The following is a 21187-nucleotide window of genomic DNA, read 5'->3' on the forward strand; positions in this document are numbered from 1 at the left end:
CTCGATTACTATAAATTCATTAGCCCTATTTTACCACGAAATAGGGGATTTTTCAAATCGCGCCTACACAAAAAGACCAGACAGAAGTCTGATCTCTTTTTATCTTTAGGAGTGTTTTTTTCTGAGCGAAAGATACGAACGCTCATAAGCAGGATCGATAAGAATGGTCCCTGACTTTTGAATACACAAAGCTCACACCTAGACACATTCATTTTTAAAGTCCGATTTCTGCTTGGACAACTGCAGCAATGGTATCCACATAGTAGTCCACTTCTTCATGGGTTGGTGCTTCTGCCATGACACGAAGGAGGGGTTCGGTTCCACTTGGACGCACAAGGATACGACCATTTCCTGCCATTTCCGCTTCCATTTTTTCAATGATTTCACGAATAGCAGGCACTTCCATCGCCTTGTCTTTCATGCTATTTTCAACTCGGATATTGACAAGCTTTTGTGGGTAAATGGTTACTTCTGCAGCTAATTCAGACAATTTTTTGCCGGTTTCTTGCATGATTTTGGTTAATTGAACGCCTGTTAATTGACCATCACCAGTCGTGTTGTAATCCATGATGACTACATGACCGGACTGTTCCCCACCAAGGTTATACCCAGATTTGCGCATTTCTTCGACCACATAACGGTCTCCAACAGCTGTGATTTCTTTTTGAATCCCCTTCGCATCTAATGCCTTGTGGAAACCGAGATTGGACATGACGGTTGTAACGATCGTATTTTTTTCGAGCAAGCCCTTGCTTGAAAAATACGAACCGATGATGTACATGATCTTATCCCCGTCTACGATTTCTCCATTTTCATCCACTGCAATCAAGCGATCACTATCTCCGTCAAAGGCAAGACCAATCGCTGCGCCTACTTCTTTCACTTTCTCTTGCAAGTGCTCTGGGTGAGTAGAGCCAACCCCATCATTGATGTTCAAACCATCTGGGTTTTCACCGATGACAGTCAATTGAGCTCCTAAATCTGCAAAGATTTGACGAGCACTGGTAGAGGCTGCACCATTTGCTGTATCCAAAACCACGTGCATGCCCTCGAGTTGGACACCTGTCGATACAAGGAATTCTTGATACTTACGCAAGCCTTCCGGATATTCCATGACTGTTCCTAAACCTTGCGCACTTGGACGTGGAAGGGTATCTTCAGCGGCATCAAGCAAGGCTTCAATTTCAAGCTCGCGATCATCATCCAATTTGAAACCATCACCACCAAAGAATTTGATTCCATTGTCCAAGGCTGGATTGTGGCTAGCAGAAATCATAACGCCGGCGCTGGCTTTTTCCGTACGAACCAGATAGGCAACACCTGGCGTGGCAATCACACCCAACTTATAAACGCGAATCCCAACTGATAAGAGGCCAGCGATCAAAGCATGCTCCAGCATTTCACCAGAAATACGCGTATCACGTCCAACAAATACCAAAGGTGTTTCTTCTTCATGTTGGCTCAACACATAACCACCGAAACGACCCAACTTAAAGGCTAATTCTGGCGTTAATTCTACATTTGCTTCTCCACGGACACCGTCCGTTCCAAAATATTTACCCATTTTTGATTACCTTTTTACTTTCTAATTACTTGAACTGGAAGAGGTCGACGACGAACTGCTAGAGCTTGACGTAGACGAGCTACTCTTTGTAGTCACTTGAATCCGTGTTTCACTCGGATTAACCAAGCCTGGTAGAATATTTCCTTGAGCATCCACTGCATTTAAGGAAATGGCTCCGCTATAATTTCCACTGATGATCTCACTGGATGGGAAGACAGCTTGGACATGATCAATACGACTTAAGGTTTCTTGATCACTCGTCACTTCCACCTTAGTTTTTTCAAGAGAAATATCCGTTACCGTAATTCCATCCACAATTTGATTATCCGGGATCGTGGCTCTAACTGCAAACGATTTTTTCGCTTTCTTACCGATTTTTACAGAAACTTTCTGAGGCTCTACGGTTGCTGTCAAACCAGCTGGAAGATCTTCCACAATCAACGGCACTTCAACGGTACCTTCCTTGACCTTACGAAGATCCGCTACCACGCGAAACTTCCTAGTTCCCGGTTGCATCTCACTTGCAAGTGCGACCCGGTTTGAACCCTTTAGAAAGACTGTTACCTCAGATGTCAATCCACTGACAAAATATTTCTTGTCATTATACTTGGCATCAATTGGAATATTGGTCAAGGTATTGGTGTAGGTCTCTGAGCTCACTTGTCTAGCGCTACTATTATTTTGAAAATTAAAGGAAGATGCATTGATAAACAAGATAAAGGACAATAAGACGGAGGCGAAAACATAAAGAAATTCTTTTTTCGATCTCATTTTGTTACCCTCCCAAATAGACGCTCTTTCCAACTACTCGTTTTATTCTCTTCAGGAACCAAGAAGGATCTCAATTCTGCCTCAAACTCTTCTAAAGTTAAATCGTGTCGGAAAGTTCCATTATAGGTCACAGAGATCCCGCCCGTTTCTTCTGATACCACGAAGGTAAAGGCATCAGAAACTTCAGATAAGCCAATAGCTGCACGGTGACGCGTTCCAAACTCTTTTGAAATTCCGGTATTTTCCGTCAAGGGCAGGTAGGCACAAGAAACGGCAATTTTATCATTGCGGACAATGACCGCTCCATCGTGCAAAGGAGTATTAGGAATGAAGATATTAATCAGCAATTCTCCTGAAATTTCCGCATCTAGTGGAATCCCTGTAGAAATGTATTCCTGAAGGGTTCTGGCCCCTTGAATAGCTACCAAAGCACCAATCTTACGTGGGCTCATATAAGCCACTGCCTTAACATAGGCCTGTACCATTTTCTCTTCCTGACTGACTTCACTCGTCGTAAAAAATTCTGTCGCCCGACCTAAACGCTCTAAGCCAATCCGAATTTCAGGGGAGAAAATCACAACCAGCGCGATAACCCCATAGGTAATCACTTGATTGATCAGCCAAGAAATAGTCGTTAAACCCAAAAAATTGGCTAAAAATTGAGCCAAGAAAAAGATAATGACCCCACGCACCAAAATCATGATTTTGGTCCCGACGATAGCCTTGATCAAAAAATACAACAACCAAGCCACCAGGGCAATATCGATGATATTGATAATAACACTCCACCAATTCGGGAACAAACTGGTCCAAAATTGTGGATTTGAAAACTGTTGAATATTCATATTCTCATACCTACCACTTCTCTAAAAGACATCATCTTATTATAACACGTTTCAACAGATTTTTCTGTAACCTTCTGATGCTTTTTATGATAAAATATGATTTATGAAGATAAATACAACCTTGGGCCTTCTGGCAGGAAAGCTTTCCGGCTCTATTCTAGAAAAGATGGGGCGGGGATCAACCCTACCAGGTAAAGTAGCCCTCAAATTTGATAAAGATATTCTCAGTCAACTGGCAAAAAACTATGAGATTGTTGTGATTACAGGGACAAATGGAAAAACCCTGACCACTGCGCTAACAGTAGGTATTCTCCAAGAAGCTTTTGGACCTATTTTGACCAATCCAAGTGGGGCCAATATGATCTCTGGGATTACAACGACCTTCTTACGGGCTAAGCATTCGAAATCAAATCGACCGATTGCGGTACTTGAAATTGACGAGGCCAGCCTCTCTCGGATTTGTGATTATATTAAGCCCAGCCTTTTTGTGGTCACTAATATTTTCCGGGACCAGATGGACCGCTATGGAGAGATCTATACGACCTACCAAATGATTTTGGATGCCATTCACAAGGTCCCAACTGCAACAGTCTTGTTAAATGGTGATAGTCCGCTCTTTAATAGTCAGACCTTATCCAATCCGATCCAATATTATGGATTTGATACTGACAAATCAGAGCCACAACTAGCTCATTACAATACGGAAGGAATCCTCTGTCCGCATTGCCACAACATCCTCAAGTACAAGCTCAATACCTATGCAAATCTTGGGGATTATATCTGTGAGCACTGTGGTTTCCACAGACCTCCTCTGACTTATGCCGTATCAGACCTCCTCTCTTTAACCCAGCGCTCTTCCCAATTTCGGATTCAAGGCCAAGACTACCACATCAATATCGGCGGTCTCTACAACATCTACAATGCCTTAGCTGCTGTTTCCGTTGCTGGATTCTTTGGAGTGCAACCTGAAGTGATTAAGCAAGGATTTGATCGCAGTCGCGCTGTCTTTGGTCGTCAGGAAACCTTTAAGATTGGGGATAAGGAATGTACCTTGGTTCTGATTAAGAATCCAGTTGGTGCGACCCAAGCCATTGAAATGATCAAACTAGCACCTTATTCCTTTAGCTTATCAGTCCTCCTTAATGCGAATTATGCAGACGGAATCGACACCAGCTGGATTTGGGATGCAGATTTTGAGCAAATCACCCAGATGGATATTCCAGAAATCAATGCTGGTGGGGTGCGCCACTCTGAGATTGCTCGGCGACTTCGGGTCACTGGCTATCCGGCTGAAAAGATCACAGAAATGGCTGAATTAAAAGAGGTCTTCCAACGCATCCAGCAACAGGAAACCCCTCACGCCTATATCTTAGCCACTTATACGGCCATGCTTGAGTTCCGTGAACTCTTGGCCCAAGAACACCTGATTGAAAAGGAGATGCACTAATGACTTATACTTCTCTAGAATCTTCTGATCAGGCACAGTATCCTTACAGCCTGCGCATTGCCCATCTCTACGGCAACTTAATGAATACCTACGGAGACAATGGGAATATCCTCATGCTCAAGTACGTTGCGGAAAAACTTGGAGCCCATGTCACAGTGGATATCGTCTCTCTCAAAGACCGATTTGACCCTGATGCCTATGATATCGCCTTTTTCGGTGGAGGCCAAGACTACGAACAGACCATTGTATCAGAAGATCTTCCAGATAAAAAAGAAGATCTTGCACGCTTTATTGATGAAGATGGTGTGGTCCTTGCTATCTGTGGTGGCTTTCAGCTTCTAGGCCAGTACTACATTGAAGCTTCTGGCAAACGCATTGAGGGCCTTGGTATTATGGGGCATTATACCCTCAACCAAGAAAACAATCGCTACATTGGCGACATCAAAATCCATAACGAAGAGTTCAATGAAACCTACTATGGTTTTGAAAACCACCAAGGTCGGACCTTCTTGGCAGAGGATGAAAAACCGCTGGGCAAGGTTGTCTATGGAAATGGGAACAACAAAGAAGATGGGGGCGAAGGGGTTCATTACAAAAATGTCTTTGGCAGCTACTTCCACGGTCCTATCTTGTCCCGAAATGCCAATTTGGCCTATCGCCTAGTGAGCACTGCCTTAAAAAATAAATATGGCAAGGACCTTTCCCTACCGGCTTATGAGGAGATTCTAAGCCTAGAGCAGCCGGAAGAATACGCTGATGTGAAAAGCAAGGCACCGACTGAACAATAAGGAGATAATGATGAACAAAAATAATCTACACTACATTGCTTTATTACTTTTAATTTTATTGATTGCTGGTATTTCCCTTGCAAACATGCAACCAGTAACTGTGAATTTCCTCTTGGTCCAATTTAAATTGCCCTTGATCATTCTGATCTTGCTCTGTGTCCTCTTGGGTGCATTTGTCATGACCTTGGTTAATTTTTCAAAGGGCTTCTCCCTAAAAAAAGAACTCAAGAGCACTCAAAAACAACTGGAGGAAGAAAAGAAAGAAGTAAAAATAGAAGAAAAAGATAACAACTAAAAAAGCACCGATCGGTGCTTTTTTTATGCTGATTTACTTTCTTTTGCTTGCAGTTGTTTGGCGACTACTTGAGCTAGGAGTGAAAAGAGAATGACTCCAGCTCCAATCAGGAGAAACGATTCTACTCGGACACTTGGTAACCAAGTCATCAAGCCTTTAGCGATGGGCATAAAGAGAATGGCTAGGGTAAAAATAGTGCTTAATACCCTGCCCAGATAGTCTCTTTCCACCTTTGTTTGCACTTGGGTAAAAAAGTGGATATTAAAAATCGTCATAAAGAGTTCACAGACTAAATTTCCAGAAAAGGATAGAAGAGGAGGAAGAGGCAAGCCCATCATGAATACTCCTACTCCTGTTAAAATCAATAAGAAGAGAAGCATTTCCATGCTTGATTTAAATTTATTAGCAATCAAGGCTCCGATGATGGAGCCAATAGCCCCCAAGGTTAAGATGGTCGCATAAGCGCCCTTGACCCCGTAGAGCCGATTGGAAAATGGGAGTAAAAACTCAAAAGCTGCAAAGAAGAAATTGACACTGGAAGCCACCAAGAGGAGAAAGAAAATTTCTTTCNGATGCCAGATATAGTGCAGTCCATCCTTGATGTCCGAAAAAATATCTTTTCCTGTGAACCGTTTCTTTTCTTGAACTTTGGCTTCTTCTTTCGGAAGGAATGCCACTAGGACAAAGGCGATGAAAAAGGTCAGTGCATCCAGTAAGAGGGTCGCATGGAGACTGGCAAATTGTAAAACAAGGAAAGAGAACACAGGTGAGCTAACACCGACAACCTGTAAGACCAACTCCAAGCGGGCATTATAGGTCACAATCTCGTCCTTCTCTACGACCTCAGTGATAATGGCTTTGTTAGCCGTACGAGAAAATGCAAAGGCAATGGCCTGAACAATATTAGCAAAGATCAAAGCTCCAATCATCCAACGATCGTTCCTGATAAAAGAAATCGCCAAACAAAGGAGACCACACACCAGGTCGGTCGTCATCAAAATCTTGCGACGAGAAAAACGGTCTGAGATCACGCCACCAAATGGATTGACTAGAATGGAGGTGACGAGTTCAGAAATCTGATAGATCCCCAATACCGTCTTTCCCACCGTCCCCATCGAGGCCAGCCAGACACTGTTCCCATAATCATAGAGCATATTTCCCATTCTATTGATCGCCCCACGAGCAATTAATTGGACTGCATATCGATTCATCAAAAAAACCTCCTTCATTTTCTGAAACTATTGTATCAGTTCATGAAAGAGGTTTTTATTTTGTCCCTTATTTGGGAAAAACAATAAGTTACAATTTTATAAAAGGATATCTACTGTTCTTTTGATTGAAGCTGCTTAGCTAGTAGCTGAGCCAAGAGTGAAAAGAGAATAACTCCAGCTCCAATCAGGAGAAAGGATTCTACTCGGACACTTGGCAACCAAGTCATCAAACCTTTGGCGATGGGCATAAAGAGAACAGCCAAAGTATAAATCGTACTCAAGGCTCTACCTAGATAATCATCTTCCACCTTGGTTTGCACTTGAGTAAAAACGTGGATGTCGAAAATGGTCACAAAAAATTCACAGACCAGATTTCCCGAAAAGGAAAGATAAGTCGGAAGAGGCAAGCCCATTATGAACACTCCTACACCTGCCATGATAAGTAAAAACAGGAGAATTTTCATACTTGATGTAATTTTATTGGCAACAAGTGCTCCTAGAATAGATCCAATAGCTCCCAATGTTAAGATGGTCGCATAAGCCCCCTTGCCCCCGTAGAGTCGATTGGAAAATGGAAGTAAAAACTCAAAAGCCGCAAAAAAGAAATTAACGCCGGAAGCCACCAACAAGAGAAAGAAAATCTCTTTCTGATGCCAGATATAGTCTAACCCCTCCTTGATATCAGAAAAAATATCTTTCCCCGTAAACTGTTTCTTTTCTTGAACCTTTGCTGCTTCTTTCGGAAGGAATGCCACTAGGACAAAGGCAATGAAAAAGGTCAGGGCATCTAGTAAGAGGGTCGCATAGAGACTGGCAAATTGTAGAACTAGGAAAGAAAACACGGGAGAACTGACACTAACAACTTGTAAGACCAGCTCCAAGTGCGCATTATAGGTTACAATCTCTTCTTTCTCTACAACTTCTGTAATAATGGCTTTATTGGCAGGTCGAGAAAAACCAAAGGCAATGGCCTGAACAATATTGGTAACAATCAGAGCCCCAATCATCCAACGATCATTTCTGATAAAAGAAATCGCCAAACACAGGAGACCACACACCAAGTCGGTCGTCATCAAAATCTTGCGACGAGAAAAACGGTCTGAAATCACCCCTCCAAAAGGATTCACGAGGATCCCTATCACTAACTCAGAAATCTGATAGATTCCTAATACCGTCTTTCCTATAGTTCCCATCGAGGCCAGCCAGACACTATTCCCATAATCATAGAGCATATTTCCAATTTTGGTAATCGCTCCACGACTAATTAATTGGACCGCATGTCGGTTCATAAAATCTCCTTTATCTCTCTCCTATTTAGGAACATTCATCTATTACAAATTTATCAAAGTGTTCTTGATAGTAAGCTACCTGCTCTGGGAGACCTAGCACATCAAAAATATGCATAGCCTCTTGCATTTGCTGATTCCCTTCTTTCTCTAGCCCCTTCTGATAGAGGGCAAATCCCTTGAGGTAATGAAAGACATTGCGCTCGTAGAGTTTGATGCTCTTGCCGATAATCTTTTCCACAGAGGCTTCAAAATAACTAGCACTTTCAAAAGAACGGTGTTCTAAACAATGCTGGTAACAATTCAGAGCTAGAATCAAGACCAGTTTTCGATGGCGACCAATTTCCTTGTAGAAATCTTCCCGCTCCATCACTTCTCTACCAAGCCGAGTGACATAATCCACATCATAAAAGCTATAAAGATTGCCAAAAAGGATCAACTCATACATGGTCCATTCTTCCGTTTGAAAGAGATAATCCGCCACCTTTTCCAGATCACGTTGCTTCATCGTGTAGCTGGCATCTCTCTGGCAAATCAGCCCTTGTAACAAAATCCAGTTCAATTCAAAATAGAGGGGATTGGTCGAACTTGTAGCCTTTTCCAGTTGTTCTCCTTGAAGCCTTTGAAAACCAGCAATATCATTTGCATAGTAAAGAGGAATAATCTGAGCCATCAAGGCGACATGCTCATGGTGTTGAAAATTCCTAGCCTTATCCATAAAATTCTCAATCGTCACATGGATATTGTCCAAAATTTCAAAGAAGCGCGACGTAGCCAGATCCGACTCCCCCAATTCAAAGCGGGATAACTGGGAGGTCGAGCAGGCTTCTCCTGCAGCTTCTTTTAACGAATAATTTTTACTGATTCGAAATTCACGAAAAACTTTGCCTAAATCTTCCATCTATTCCACCTGCTCTGACAGTTCTGCCCACTCTTCCATGACCGCTTCCTGCTGGACAGTCAGTTGGTCCAGGTCACTCTGGAGTTGAACTAAGTCGGCTGCATCATTGGTGCTATGCATGGTTTCGGTGATGTCTTGGATTTTCTGATCTAGCTCTTCCATCTCTGCTTCCAATTGCTCAATGCGACGGGTGATTTTACGGAGTTCCTTTTGATTTTGTTTTTGCAAGTGATAGTCATTGCTAGTGACTTCTTCCGTTGAAGAAGCGGGCTCAGCTTCTGCTTGCGCTGCAGCAAGGGCCTCTAACTCTGCTTTTTTCTCCAAATAATAATCATAGTCTCCCAGATAAAGGGTCGAGCCCTCTTCTGAGAGTTCTAAGACTTGGGTCGCTACCCGATTGATAAAGTAGCGGTCGTGGCTGACAAAGAGCAGGGTCCCATCAAAATCAATCAAGGCATTTTCCAGTACTTCCTTGCTATCGATGTCCAAGTGGTTGGTCGGTTCATCGAGAATCAAGAAATTGTTGTTTTCCATGGACAGCTTGGCCAAGAGTAGGCGCGCCCGCTCTCCTCCCGACAGCATGCCGACGGTTTTCTTGACATCGTCCCCTGAGAAAAGGAAGGCTCCTAGTCGATTGCGAATTTCTACTTCTGGTGTCAGTTTAAAGTCATTCCAGAGCTCATCCAAGACACTATTGTGAGGGGTTAGTTTACTTTGGGTCTGGTCATAGTAGCCCACCTCGACATTGGCCCCAAAACGGGCTTCCCCCTTGATGAAAGGAATCTGCCCGACAATAGACTTGATAAGAGTAGATTTCCCGATCCCATTTGGTCCGACAATAGCGACCGCATTCATCTTACGGATATCCAGATTGATCGGCTCGGACAGGATTTGATCATCATAGCCAACGGCCGCCTCTTCTACTGTCAAAACGACATTGCCAGAGATCTTATCAGAATGGAAGGTCATATGGGCAGACTTGGTCCCAGCTTCGGGCTCGTCTAGGCGCTCCATTTTTTCCAACTGCTTGCGACGAGACTGGGCCCGCTTGGTGGTTGAGGCCCGCACCAAATTGCGATTAACAAAGTCTTCGAGCGCTGCAATTTCTTTTTGTTGCTTCTCGTAGTTCTTGGCTTCGGTCAGCAATTTTTGTTCTTTTTGCTCCACAAAACTGGAGTAATTGCCGACATAGCGATCTAAAGAATGCTTGGTCAAGTCCAAAGTAATGGTTGCGACCTTATCTAGGAAATAGCGGTCGTGACTGACAATGAGAAGGGCCCCACTATAATTGACCAGATAGTTTTCCAACCAGGCAATGGTCTCAATATCCAAGTGGTTGGTCGGCTCGTCCAGTACCAAGAGATTTGGCTTTTCCAAGAGCATCTTGGCCAGGGCTAGACGGGTATTTTGCCCACCAGATAACTCTTCAATCTTCATCTGCCACATGGACTCATCAAACTTGAAGCCGTTTAGAATAGCACGGATATCTGCCTCATAGGTGAAGCCACCAGCTTGACGGAATTCTTCAGATAGACGGTCATAATCCTGCATAAGTTTGTCCAAGTCAGCCCCAGTTTTTTCCCCCATCTCAAGCTCCATCTGCCGCAAACTTTTCTCCGTCTTACGGAGATCGTCAAAGACATGAAGCATCTCATCGTAGATGGTATTGGACGACTCAAAGCGGCTATCCTGAGCTAGATAGGAGAGGGAAAGGTCCCGCTTTTTATTGATTTCCCCAGAAGTCGGCTCTTCTTCTCCGACCAAGATTTTCAAGAGCGTGGACTTGCCAGCTCCGTTCTTTCCGACCAGGGCAATCCGGTCCCGTTCATCCACTTGCAGGCTGATATTATCAAAAAGAACCTCCCCTGCAAAAGAGCGTTCAATTTTGTTAGCTTGTAAAATAATCATGTCCCTATTTTACTATCTTTTTACGGATTAAACAAGGGAAGACGAAGCATCAAAAAAATCCCGAGCCCCTTGAGGCCCAGAACTTTTAGCAAGTATTTTAAAACTCATTATTCCTTGTATAATTGCCGGACTGCTTCTACATCTGAATCCTGAATACTGTAGAAAGAGCCAGCTGGTTGCATGACCGATTCTCCATCTGTGTGGTCCAACCCAATCGCATGGCCTAGCTCATGCTCAGCTGTATTGACAATCCGATCATAACTATAGTTATAGATATAATTTAACAGATAATGGCGATTGAGGCGAACTGTGATGTGGGTGAACCGATTGGTTAAGAGGTTAGTTTGAGAGGCAGTCTCTCCTGCTGCAGAAACGGATGCGTTGTCCATTTCGGTCAAGACCACATTGGCCTCTTTTTCATTTGTGACCAGCTTGAAAGTAAAGGTACCTGTTTGGTTCCAAGCCTCAATGGCATCCTGATAGGCTTTTATAAAAGTTTGACTGATATTGGGATCTAGATAAACCGTGGCCTCTGCTTTTTCCCAGCGAGCACCACTATGCTCATGATTATCCGTCTGCGTCGTCTGTGAGCTAGGCGCCATCCCAAAGCGCGATGCAAAGCCCTGATCACCAAATAAATTTCCAACTTGATAGACAACCTTTTGGGCAGCTCGCCCAACCCCATCCATACCAGAACTAGGAGAATCTGTGAAATAGATGATCCCCACAAGGATGAGAAAACTGATCGCAATGGTCCAGAAAAATCCCCAAAAGAGACTCCAAGCCATGCGAAGGATTCCTCTGAAAAACCGAAAAATAGTTCTCATACATTCTCCTTTCTCTTAAAGAAGGTATGCAATTGTAACACTCCATTCTTAAAAATAACTTAAATAAACCTGCTTTTTTGCTTATTGATGGATGGTTACTTTTCCTGTCTGGTAATCCAGGCTCATTCCACTTTGAACATTAGGAACAAAGACATTGAACTCAAGAGTCCCGTCACTCGATTTGGCTTCGATCTGAGAACCTAAAGGAATCAGATCTTCCGGCTGATTGTAGATCAAAGTGACCCGATAGCGGACCCGCTTGTTCTTATCTAGGGCTTTTCGAACCAGGGTCTCATAGTAGTTTTGACCAGTGGAATGAGGATCATTGGCTTGATTGGACCAAGCCGTTTGCACGGCGATATTTTTGGGATTGCTAGTAGAGGCGTCAAAGCCTTTGAGATTGCCGATCAAGGCGTAACCCAATAGATGACCTCTATCCACAGCATGGTCGTACTCGCCTGACAGATTATGAACCTGATGCCAACCTGCAGGTTTCCAATCGGTTAGGCCACTTCCTGTTGCATCGCGATCTCTGTACTGACGAGTCGCCTTAGTCATGATGGCATTGGCAACTGTCGGTACGGTCTTTCCATTGACTTCTTTTGTCTTGTTATCCGCATAGGGTTGACTAGCCACACTGGCATCCAAATCTGTTCGATTGCCCTTAACGACAAAGGCTCCAGCTCCGTTCCATTCTATGTCATTTCCTAATTGTGAACGAGCAGATTTCGTTAGTACAGAGCTAGCTAACTCTTTACTGGGTGTTTCCTCTTGGCTACTGGTCACCACGGAAACAACCTGATCCGTCGCTTCTTTTATTGTCGGTTGATTAAAATAATAGCCCCCGATTGCTAGGGCTGTTGCCACCACAAAACCTGCTAAGGTTTGTTTGGTTCGTTTGCTTACTGTTTGTTTTGTCATACCTCTCTCCAAAAAAGAGCAGCGCTAGATGGGTCACTGACTCAATTCGCTGCTCTCCTTTTTACTCAATGTTATTTAAATCTTATTTGCCGGTTAGCTTTCCAATGATTTCTGACCAGGTATCCGGAGAGAGAATGGACCATGGATTTTTTCCATCGCCAATCACTCCATAGCCAATGACCAAACCAATTGCAAAAATGATGATGCCAATCACAGCCAACAGGAGGACAATTCCTAGCTGTTTTCCAACATAGCGAAGATTAGTTTTCATCGTCTGCTTCCTCTACACGTTTCACGTCTGCACCAAGTGCCACCAATTTCTCATGGAATTGATAATAACCACGGTCTAAGTGACTTAATTTGCTGACCTTTGTTTCTCCTTCTGCCACTAAGCCCATCAAGACAAGCGTTGCACTCGCGCGCAAATCGGTCGACATGACCTCTGCACCTTGGAAGCTTTCACCTCCTACGATACGAGCTGTATCCCGCATAATATCTGAGTGAACGCCCATTCGACGCATTTCTTCCAAATGTTGGAAACGATTCTCAAAGACGGTTTCAATCATGGTGGACTCACCCTTAGCCATGGCCATCAAGGCTGTAAATTGAGCCTGCATATCAGTTGGGAATCCTGGGTAGGGAAGAGTTTTAACGGTCACTGGACGGAGCTTACTGATATCCGATTGAATCCGAATTCCATTTTCTTCTTCGGTTACCGTCACGCCCATCTCCTGCATCTTAGACAGCAGAGGACGATTGTGTTCCCAAATGGCATCTTCGATCAAGACATCTCCACCGGTCATGGCTGCCCCAATCATAAAGGTTCCAGCTTCGATGCGGTCTTGTACAACATTGTGGTCTGCCCCGTGCAAGCTCTCCACACCGACGATGGTTAAGGTCTCAGTTCCTGCCCCCTTGACATTAGCTCCCATTTTGTTGAGCAAAAGAGCTAGGTCAACAATCTCAGGTTCCCGCGCAGCATTTTCAATCACGGTGACTCCATCAGCCAAGGTTGCAGCCATCATAATATTTTGTGTCGCCCCTACTGATGGGAAGTCCATATAGATATGTGCTCCCTTGAGACGATCTGCTTTCGCTTCAATATAGCCGGCCGTTTGTGTAATTTCAGCCCCCATGGCTTCCAGACCTTTGAGATGGAGGTCTATTGGACGACTACCGATCGTACAGCCTCCAGGCATGGAAACTTTAGCATGGCCATTGCGTGCCAAGACAGGACCCAAGACAACGATAGAGGCCCGCATCTTGCTCACATACTTATAAGGCGCTTCCTCTGATAATTTTTCTTGCGCATCTACGACAACCGTATTTTCTTCTTCATTGAAGGTCACTTGTGCATTCAAACCACGAACGACATTGTTCATTGTGAAGACATCTGATAAAACAGGGACGTTTTTTAAGGTTGTCACGCCCTCACTTGCAAGGACTGTTGCAGCAAGAAGCGGAAGGACAGCGTTTTTTGCTCCTTCGATTTTGACAGTTCCAACTAGTCGATTATTTCCACCATTAACGATTATTTTTTCCATACGGGATTGTTCTCCAATTTCTTAAAGTCACGACTTCTATCATACCATATTTTTGATAAAATGTGGCTAGAATTGGCCAATAAAAATCTGCCGACTCATCTCATACACGCTGATAAAAAATGAGCTGGCTAGATAGCCGATTCCAATGCTGAGCATCAAGATCAAAAAACGGATTTTAACAGCATTTTCAGTACTTACTTTTAAAAACTTTTCCCATTGAACTAGGTTCAACAATAGGTAATAGGCAAAAAAGATAAACAATAAATGGCTTGAAAAGTTAAAAATCATTTGGATCATACAGCTATTATACCATATTTGATTCTCACTTTCTTCTTTTGATTCTCACTCAACAAAAATAAGGCGAGGACAAGACCTCTACCTTATTTTTTAATATGTTATAAACGATTTCCGACATTAATCCGGTTAATGGCGCGTTGAAGAGCAATTTTAGCACGACGTTCCATATCAACCGAATGCTGATCTTTGGCTTCTTCAATCGCTTTTTCAGCTCGCAGTTTGGCACGTTCTGCACGACTAATGTCGATATCTCGAGCACGTTCGGCAGAATCGGCAACAATGGTAATGACATTACCTGCTACTTCGATAATCCCCCCATTGACTGCAATCCAATCAATATGTTTGTCATCGTCTATCCGACGAACCTTTACTTGGTCTACAGCCAAAACCGCAATGGTATTGATATGATGAGGTAAAATCCCTAATTCACCATCAATTGTCTTGACAGATACAAATGCGGCATGATGATCATAAACCAGTCCATCCGGTGTAACGATTTGGACGTTCATTTGACTCATCTTTCACCTCTTCTTAGAATCCCATTTTTTCAGCTTTGGCAATCACATCTTCGATCGATCCAACACCACGGAAGGCATCTTCAGGAAGATGGTCATATTTTCCGTCCAAGATTTCTTTAAAACCACGAACAGTTTCTGCAACAGGTACGTATGAACCAGGTTGACCGGTAAATTGTTCCGCAACGTTGAAGTTTTGTGACAAGAAGAATTGGATCCGGCGAGCACGAGCAACCAAGGTCTTTTCTTCGTCAGACAATTCATCCATCCCCAAGATAGCAATGATATCTTGCAATTCATGGTAACGCTGAAGGACACGTTTGACCTCAGATGCTACTGCATAGTGTTCTTCTCCTACGATTTCTGGAGAAAGGGCACGTGAGCTTGATGCCAATGGGTCCACCGCAGGGTAGATCCCCAATTGTACCAATTTACGTTCCAAGTTGGTTGTTGAATCCAAGTGGGCAAAGGCGGTTGCTGGCGCTGGGTCTGTATAGTCATCGGCTGGCACATAGATGGCTTGGATGGATGTAACAGAACCTTTCTTGGTTGACGTAATCCGTTCTTGCAATTGCCCCATTTCAGTTGCCAAAGTAGGTTGGTAACCAACGGCTGAAGGCATCCGTCCCAAAAGGGCTGATACTTCAGATCCGGCTTGGGTGAAACGGAAGATATTGTCGATAAACAAGAGAACGTCCTGACCTTCGACATCACGGAAGTATTCCGCAATGGTCAAACCAGTCAAAGCAACACGCATCCGTGCTCCAGGTGGCTCATTCATTTGTCCAAAGACCATGGCTGTTTTTTCAATAACGCCAGATTCTTTCATTTCCCAGTAAAGGTCATTCCCTTCACGTGTCCGTTCCCCAACACCGGTAAATACAGAAATACCACCGTGTTCTTGGGCAATATTATGGATTAATTCTTGAATCAAGACAGTCTTCCCAACTCCGGCACCACCGAAGAGTCCGACCTTCCCACCTTTCAAATAAGGGGCTAAGAGGTCAATGACCTTGATCCCTGTTTCAAGAATTTCTTCTGAAGTAGAGAGCTCGTCAAAGGATGGAGCTTTTTTGTGGATGGAGTCACGAGGAGCATCCTCAGCAAAAGGTTGATCCAAGTCAATGGTATCTCCAAGAACATTGAAGACACGTCCCAAGGTTTCTTTTCCGACAGGAACAGAGATTGGACGACCTGTGTCCAAGACTTCCATTCCACGGGTTAAACCATCGGTTGATTCCATGGCGATGGTCCGTACGACCCCATCACCAAGTTCCAAAGCTACTTCAAGAACGACTTTTGATTTTTGTTGGTCATTTTTATAGACTACAAGCGCATTATTGATCTCAGGAAGTTTATCTCCAACGGAAAAGGCAACGTCTACGACGGGACCTACGACCTGAGAAATTTTGCCTAAACTCATGTCATTCTCCTATTCTAAGTAATTTCTACTGCTCAAAAGTTCTCTTTCAAGCATCTGTTTTTGTATTTAAAATTGTATCCGACAACTATTCAAGGGCGCTAGCACCCGCAACGATTTCGGTAATTTCTTGTGTAATCGCTGCTTGACGAGCACGGTTGTATTGAATCGTTAATTCATCAATGACTTTCTTGGCATTGTCTGTTGCAGTTTGCATGGCCATCATCCCAGCAGCATTTTCAGCTGTTTTAGCATCAATAATGGCACCATAGATCATGCTTTCAGCAAATTGAGGAAGCAATTGATCCAAAATGGCATCTCGACTAGATTCCAATTCTAGATTCAATACATAGTCCTCATCCGCTTCATTTGGGTCCAAATCAATAATTGGAAGCATTTGTTCCACCCGCATTTGACTCGTCAAACTGTTGACGTGGTGGTTGTAACAGACGTACAACTCATCAAACAAGCCTTCCTGATACATTTGGACTGTTTTCGAAATGATCTTGCGAACTTCCTTAAAGCTAGGCTGATCAGGCAAACCACGCAATTCATAAACCGGCTGAATCCCACGGGCACGGAAGAAATCCGCACCGACGCTTCCAATACAGATCACTTCAAAGTCATCTCCAGTTGGATGGTATTCTGCCTTCATTTCCATCATGGTTTTAAGGATGGAGGCATTGTAACCTCCAACCAAACCACGATCGGATGTAATCACGATATAAGCTGTCTTTTTTACCGGGCGACTCACCAACATCGGATGGGACTTGGTATTTTCTGTTTCATGTCCATGGAGCAAGTCTGTTAAGAGCTTACGAACCTTAGCAGCATAAACCTGAAAATCCTTGGCTGCCTGCTCAGATTTACCAAGTTTGGCAGCAGACACCATCTGCATGGCATTGGTGATTTGACTGGTGTTTTTTGTGGATGCAATTTTATTTTTAATATCATTTAATGAAACTGCCATCTTCCACTCCTATTTCTATTTGAAATTTGACTGGTTGACAAATTCAGTAAGGGCTGCATCCAGTTCTTCTTCTGCTGGAAGATCATGTGTCGAACGAATCGTCTCAAAGATTTGATGATAATGTGCTTCGAAGTAATCAAACAACTCTTCTTGGAAACGAAGAATGTCGTCTACTGGAACACTATCTAAGAAACCATGAGTCAAGGCATACAAGATCACGACTTGTTTTTCAACCGTCAATGGTTCATGAACAGGTTGTTTCAAGACTTCAACTGTTCGGCGACCACGGTTCAATTTCGCTTGAGTCGCAGCATCCAAGTCACTACCAAATTTCGTGAAGGCTTCCAATTCACGGTAGGAAGCGAGGTCGATACGAAGGGTACCCGCAACTTTCTTCATAGCCTTGATTTGGGCAGCTCCCCCTACACGAGATACAGAAGAACCTGCATCAATGGCTGGACGAATACCAGCATTGAACAAACTATCTTGCAAGAAGATTTGTCCGTCTGTGATCGAAATCACGTTGGTTGCGATATAAGCAGAAATATCTCCTGCTTGGGTTTCAATGATTGGAAGAGCTGTAATAGAACCCCCACCCAATTCATCTGAAACTTTCGCAGAACGTTCCAACAAACGGCTGTGGAGATAGAAGACATCCCCTGGGAAGGCTTCACGTCCTGGTGGACGACGGAGAAGAAGGGACAATTCACGGTAGGCTACGGCTTGTTTTGACAAATCATCATAGACGATCAAAACGTGTTTACCGTTATACATGAACTCTTCTGCCATAGCAACCCCGGCATAAGGTGCCAAGTAGAGCAATGGAGACGGTTGGGAAGCCGAAGCGGTTACCACAATCGTATAATCCATGGCTCCGTATTTACGAAGAGTTTCTACTTGCGTACGAACTGTTGATTCTTTTTGACCAATCGCCACATAGATACAGATCATGTCTTGACCCTTTTGGTTCAAGATGGTATCGATGGCAATCGAAGTTTTCCCTGTTTGACGGTCCCCGATAATCAATTCCCGTTGGCCACGTCCGATTGGAACGAGGGCATCAATGGCTTTCAAACCAGTTTGTAGGGGTTCTGAGACAGATTTCCGTTGCATAACGCCAGGAGCTGGTGTTTCAACTGGACGGAATTTATCTGTCACAATCTCACCCAAACCATCCACTGGTTGGCCAAGTGGGTTGACAACCCGACCAATCAAGGCATCCCCTGCAGGGACTTCCATGATTTTACCTGTACGACGGACAGAGTCTCCTTCACGAATATCCGTGAAATCACCCAAAATGATGATCCCGACATCCGTTGTTTCTAAGTTTTGGGCCATCCCGTATGAGCCATTTTCAAAGATCAACAACTCACCACTCATGGCATTTTCAAGACCATGAGCACGGGCAATCCCGTCACCAATGTAGGTTACAACACCTGTCTCAGTGACGTCAAAGTTTGGCTTGAAATTTTCAATTTGTTGCTTAATTAAAGCGCTGATTTCTTGTGCGTTAATCGCCAAAATTCACACCACTTTCTATTTCAATTTAGATTTTATAACTTGCAATTGGTGTTTGAGACTGGTATCCAACGTTTTATGATTGGCTGTCACGACAAAGCCACCAATTAAATCTGGATCGATCTTTTGTTGGATCGAGCGAACTTGAATCCCAAATTTTCTTTCGATAATGGGGATTAGCTTTTGCTCTTGAACAGGATCCAAACCAGCAACCGTCGTAACAGTGACGACAAAAGCGTTGCTCAATAGTTGAATCTGATCCAAACAAATCGTTACAATGTCATAAAATAAGGCTTCACGATGATTGAGAATAACCACTTCAATCAAATGGTCGAGTAATTGTGAATCAGAGGATTGAAAAAGTCTTAGACTTTTTGCTTTCTCTTCATCCTCTACACCGATATGAGCTAAGAAGTTAGCAAGTCCAGTCTCCTCAAAAACACCCTTGATTTGGGTCAATTTTTCAAAGACTAGGTCTTGTACTCCTTTTTCAAAGACCAATTGAACAAAAGGCTGGGTATATTTCTCAATCACCATCAGTTGCTTTTTGTCCATTAGGCTTCTCCTAATTCATCAAGATAGCGATCGATCAGTTGGCGTTGACCTTCAGCATCCAGCTGTTGGCTCAACAATTTGCTGGCAAGATTGACAGTGAGATCTGCCACATCACCTTTGATACTGTTCAATGCTTCTTCTTTTTTATGCGCAATTTCTTGTTGCGCTTTTTCTTTCAAACGTACTGCTTCTTGAGTGGCTTCTGAAAGGATCTGAGATTTATTCTTTTCTGCAGTTTCCTTTGCATTTTCGACGATAGACGCAGCTTCTTTGCGGCTACCTGCCAACTCTTCTTCACGTTTACTTGCTAGTTCCTCAGCTTTTTGACGAGCTGATTCTGCTCCATCAATATCATCTGTAATCTTTTTGGCACGCGCTTCTAAAATTACATTGATATTGTTCCATGCAAATTTCTTTATTAAAAAGATTAATAATAGGAAGGAACCAGCAATGAGAATAAAGTTACCAATAATTTCACTCATTGATACATGCATTCTTCTACTCCTCCTCTACTTACTCTTCGCCATTAATTTTCTTACCAATATAGATTGATGACAACATGGTAAACACATAGGCTTGGATACATGAAATGAAAATCGAAAACGCTGTCCACGCCATGCTTCCAATAAAGGCAAATGGATACCAATAAACAGCCTGATGCGACAAAGTCACAAGTAAGCTTGCTAGTACCTCACCCGCAAAGATATTTCCGAAGATCCGAAGTGCCAAGGAGGCAAAGTTCGTTAATTCTTCCAAAATATTCATGGGGGTCATAAATCCAGGTGTCACAAAAGCCTTTAAATATTCCTTCACACCACGTCGGCGAATTCCTTCTACATGGGCGATTAAGGTGATCAAAAATGAAAAGGCAAAGTCATAACCGAGGTTAGCGGTTGGTGATGTCCACAAATTGTAACCATTGGTCGTTTCGATTTTAGCCATCAATCCAATGTTATTGGCCACTAAAAGAAATAGGAAAAGAACAAACAAGAACAAGGAATAGTCCTTTATATAATGTTCCCCAATATTTCCTTTTGTAAAGCCTACGACAAAGTCATATGCGTATTCCAGCACATTTTGTTTGCCCTTGGGTCGGATCGACATTTTTCGGCTGGCCCAATAAATAAAGCCAAAAACCACCAAAACAGCAATCAAGGTCATAGCAAGTAGGGTCAAATTAAAAGTTACAGGTCCAAGAGTTATCGTTGGAGTGATACTTTCTTCCAAGTTTTGACACCTCCTTTTCTAAATTAGAAGTGCTTATTTGATAATAAAGGCCATAACCAAAGTTACGAAGAAAGTACCTTCGACAAAGGCAACACCAAGGATCAAAAGACTACGTAATTGACCGATAATTTCTGGTTGACGAGACGCAGATTTCAATAAGCTGCTCATCATCAAACCTTCTGCCAGTGATACACCAAAACAGGCTAAACAAAGACCTAAAAATGTTAAATTCATGATGAATTCTCCTTTTATTAATTTTACCTCCTTAGTTTACTCCTAAAAGATATAATAGTCAAATATTTCCTAGAAAAGAAAGCGTTTTTGTTAAATTACGTTATTTTTTTAATATGATAATTTTTCCGATCTACGATTGATTC

General features: G+C 43.1%; 23 protein-coding genes. 3 read left to right on the top strand and 20 right to left on the bottom strand.

From position 1 onward, the window contains the following. Positions 1–214: 214 nt before the first annotated feature. The 3 genes from glmM to cdaA are packed head-to-tail and all read right to left on the bottom strand — an operon-like array spanning position 215 to position 3180. Entirely contained in the window at positions 215–1564 is a 1350-nt protein-coding gene (gene glmM / locus ADH92_RS02210) for a phosphoglucosamine mutase (RefSeq protein WP_003006502.1), read from the bottom strand. A gap of 21 nt (positions 1565–1585) precedes the next feature. Then, a complete protein-coding gene (locus tag ADH92_RS02215) occupies positions 1586–2335 on the bottom strand; it encodes a CdaR family protein (RefSeq protein ID WP_003006499.1) in 750 nt (249 codons plus the stop codon). Then, on the bottom strand, positions 2332–3180 hold the full coding sequence (gene cdaA / locus ADH92_RS02220; RefSeq protein WP_049490565.1) for a diadenylate cyclase CdaA: 849 nt from the start codon (positions 3178–3180) through the stop codon (positions 2332–2334). The genes ADH92_RS02215 and cdaA overlap by 4 nt, the downstream gene beginning before the upstream one ends. A 103-nt stretch (positions 3181–3283) precedes the next feature. On the opposite strand from cdaA, the gene murT reads away from it, so the two are divergent. From murT to ADH92_RS02235, 3 genes are read left to right on the top strand one after another with little or no spacing between them, the layout of a single operon-like run. Further along, a complete protein-coding gene (gene murT, locus ADH92_RS02225; protein ID WP_049490563.1) occupies positions 3284–4627 on the top strand; it encodes a lipid II isoglutaminyl synthase subunit MurT in 1344 nt (447 codons plus the stop codon). Then, on the top strand, positions 4627–5415 hold the full coding sequence (gatD, locus tag ADH92_RS02230; RefSeq protein ID WP_049496688.1) for a lipid II isoglutaminyl synthase subunit GatD: 789 nt from the start codon (positions 4627–4629) through the stop codon (positions 5413–5415). Before murT ends, gatD begins: the two co-directional genes overlap by 1 nt. Positions 5416–5425: 10 nt before the next feature. Then, on the top strand, positions 5426–5710 hold the full coding sequence (locus ADH92_RS02235) for a LapA family protein (protein ID WP_049496690.1): 285 nt from the start codon (positions 5426–5428) through the stop codon (positions 5708–5710). Positions 5711–5733: 23 nt separating this feature from the next. Here the strand turns inward: ADH92_RS02235 and ADH92_RS02240 are convergent, their stop codons facing one another. The 17 genes from ADH92_RS02240 to ADH92_RS02320 all read right to left on the bottom strand — a co-directional run bounded on the left by ADH92_RS02240 (position 5734) and on the right by ADH92_RS02320 (position 21044). Then, the gene (locus tag ADH92_RS02240) at positions 5734–6921 is read right to left on the bottom strand and encodes an MFS transporter (protein ID WP_049496694.1); all 1188 of its coding nucleotides are present in this window, start codon (positions 6919–6921) and stop codon (positions 5734–5736) included. 110 nt (positions 6922–7031) lie between these two features. After that, positions 7032–8210 (bottom strand): MFS transporter, encoded by a 1179-nt coding sequence (locus ADH92_RS02245; RefSeq protein ID WP_049496697.1) that lies wholly within the window; start codon positions 8208–8210, stop codon positions 7032–7034. A gap of 25 nt (positions 8211–8235) precedes the next feature. Then, positions 8236–9108, bottom strand: coding sequence for an XRE/MutR family transcriptional regulator (locus ADH92_RS02250; protein ID WP_049496702.1), 873 nt, complete (start codon positions 9106–9108; stop codon positions 8236–8238). Beyond that, positions 9109–11016 carry an ABC-F family ATP-binding cassette domain-containing protein gene (locus tag ADH92_RS02255; protein WP_049496706.1) on the bottom strand — a complete coding sequence of 636 codons (1908 nt, stop codon included), beginning with the start codon at positions 11014–11016 and terminating at the stop codon, positions 9109–9111. 107 nt (positions 11017–11123) lie between these two features. Beyond that, complete coding sequence (locus ADH92_RS02260) at positions 11124–11843, bottom strand: M57 family metalloprotease (RefSeq protein WP_049496711.1); 720 nt, start codon at positions 11841–11843, stop codon at positions 11124–11126. 81 nt (positions 11844–11924) lie between these two features. Continuing rightward, positions 11925–12764: a DNA/RNA non-specific endonuclease gene (locus tag ADH92_RS02265; RefSeq protein WP_049496714.1), complete on the bottom strand. Its 840-nt coding sequence runs from the start codon at positions 12762–12764 to the stop codon at positions 11925–11927. An 82-nt stretch (positions 12765–12846) separates the two neighbouring features. After that, positions 12847–13035 carry a DNA-directed RNA polymerase subunit beta gene (locus ADH92_RS02270; protein ID WP_049486327.1) on the bottom strand — a complete coding sequence of 63 codons (189 nt, stop codon included), beginning with the start codon at positions 13033–13035 and terminating at the stop codon, positions 12847–12849. Further along, positions 13025–14308, bottom strand: coding sequence for a UDP-N-acetylglucosamine 1-carboxyvinyltransferase (gene murA, locus ADH92_RS02275; protein WP_014713091.1), 1284 nt, complete (start codon positions 14306–14308; stop codon positions 13025–13027). Before murA ends, ADH92_RS02270 begins: the two co-directional genes overlap by 11 nt. A 66-nt stretch (positions 14309–14374) precedes the next feature. Next, positions 14375–14605 (bottom strand): DUF1146 family protein, encoded by a 231-nt coding sequence (locus tag ADH92_RS02280; protein WP_013903322.1) that lies wholly within the window; start codon positions 14603–14605, stop codon positions 14375–14377. 98 nt (positions 14606–14703) lie between these two features. After that, a complete protein-coding gene (locus ADH92_RS02285; protein ID WP_049496717.1) occupies positions 14704–15123 on the bottom strand; it encodes a F0F1 ATP synthase subunit epsilon in 420 nt (139 codons plus the stop codon). Positions 15124–15136: 13 nt separating this feature from the next. Continuing rightward, positions 15137–16543 carry a F0F1 ATP synthase subunit beta gene (gene atpD / locus ADH92_RS02290; RefSeq protein WP_013903321.1) on the bottom strand — a complete coding sequence of 469 codons (1407 nt, stop codon included), beginning with the start codon at positions 16541–16543 and terminating at the stop codon, positions 15137–15139. A gap of 85 nt (positions 16544–16628) precedes the next feature. Further along, positions 16629–17510, bottom strand: coding sequence for a F0F1 ATP synthase subunit gamma (locus tag ADH92_RS02295; protein ID WP_013903320.1), 882 nt, complete (start codon positions 17508–17510; stop codon positions 16629–16631). A gap of 15 nt (positions 17511–17525) precedes the next feature. Further along, complete coding sequence (gene atpA, locus ADH92_RS02300) at positions 17526–19031, bottom strand: F0F1 ATP synthase subunit alpha (protein WP_049496722.1); 1506 nt, start codon at positions 19029–19031, stop codon at positions 17526–17528. Positions 19032–19046: 15 nt separating this feature from the next. Further along, on the bottom strand, positions 19047–19583 hold the full coding sequence (locus ADH92_RS02305) for a F0F1 ATP synthase subunit delta (RefSeq protein ID WP_049496726.1): 537 nt from the start codon (positions 19581–19583) through the stop codon (positions 19047–19049). Next, positions 19583–20077: a F0F1 ATP synthase subunit B gene (gene atpF / locus ADH92_RS02310; protein WP_049496730.1), complete on the bottom strand. Its 495-nt coding sequence runs from the start codon at positions 20075–20077 to the stop codon at positions 19583–19585. The genes ADH92_RS02305 and atpF overlap by 1 nt, the downstream gene beginning before the upstream one ends. A gap of 19 nt (positions 20078–20096) precedes the next feature. Next, positions 20097–20810: a F0F1 ATP synthase subunit A gene (gene atpB / locus ADH92_RS02315; RefSeq protein ID WP_049496732.1), complete on the bottom strand. Its 714-nt coding sequence runs from the start codon at positions 20808–20810 to the stop codon at positions 20097–20099. Positions 20811–20843: 33 nt separating this feature from the next. Continuing rightward, positions 20844–21044: a F0F1 ATP synthase subunit C gene (locus ADH92_RS02320; RefSeq protein WP_003006433.1), complete on the bottom strand. Its 201-nt coding sequence runs from the start codon at positions 21042–21044 to the stop codon at positions 20844–20846. Positions 21045–21187 lie beyond the last annotated feature (143 nt).

Source organism: Streptococcus parasanguinis (genome assembly GCF_001073155.1).
Classification (GTDB): Bacteria; Bacillota; Bacilli; order Lactobacillales; family Streptococcaceae; genus Streptococcus; species Streptococcus parasanguinis_D.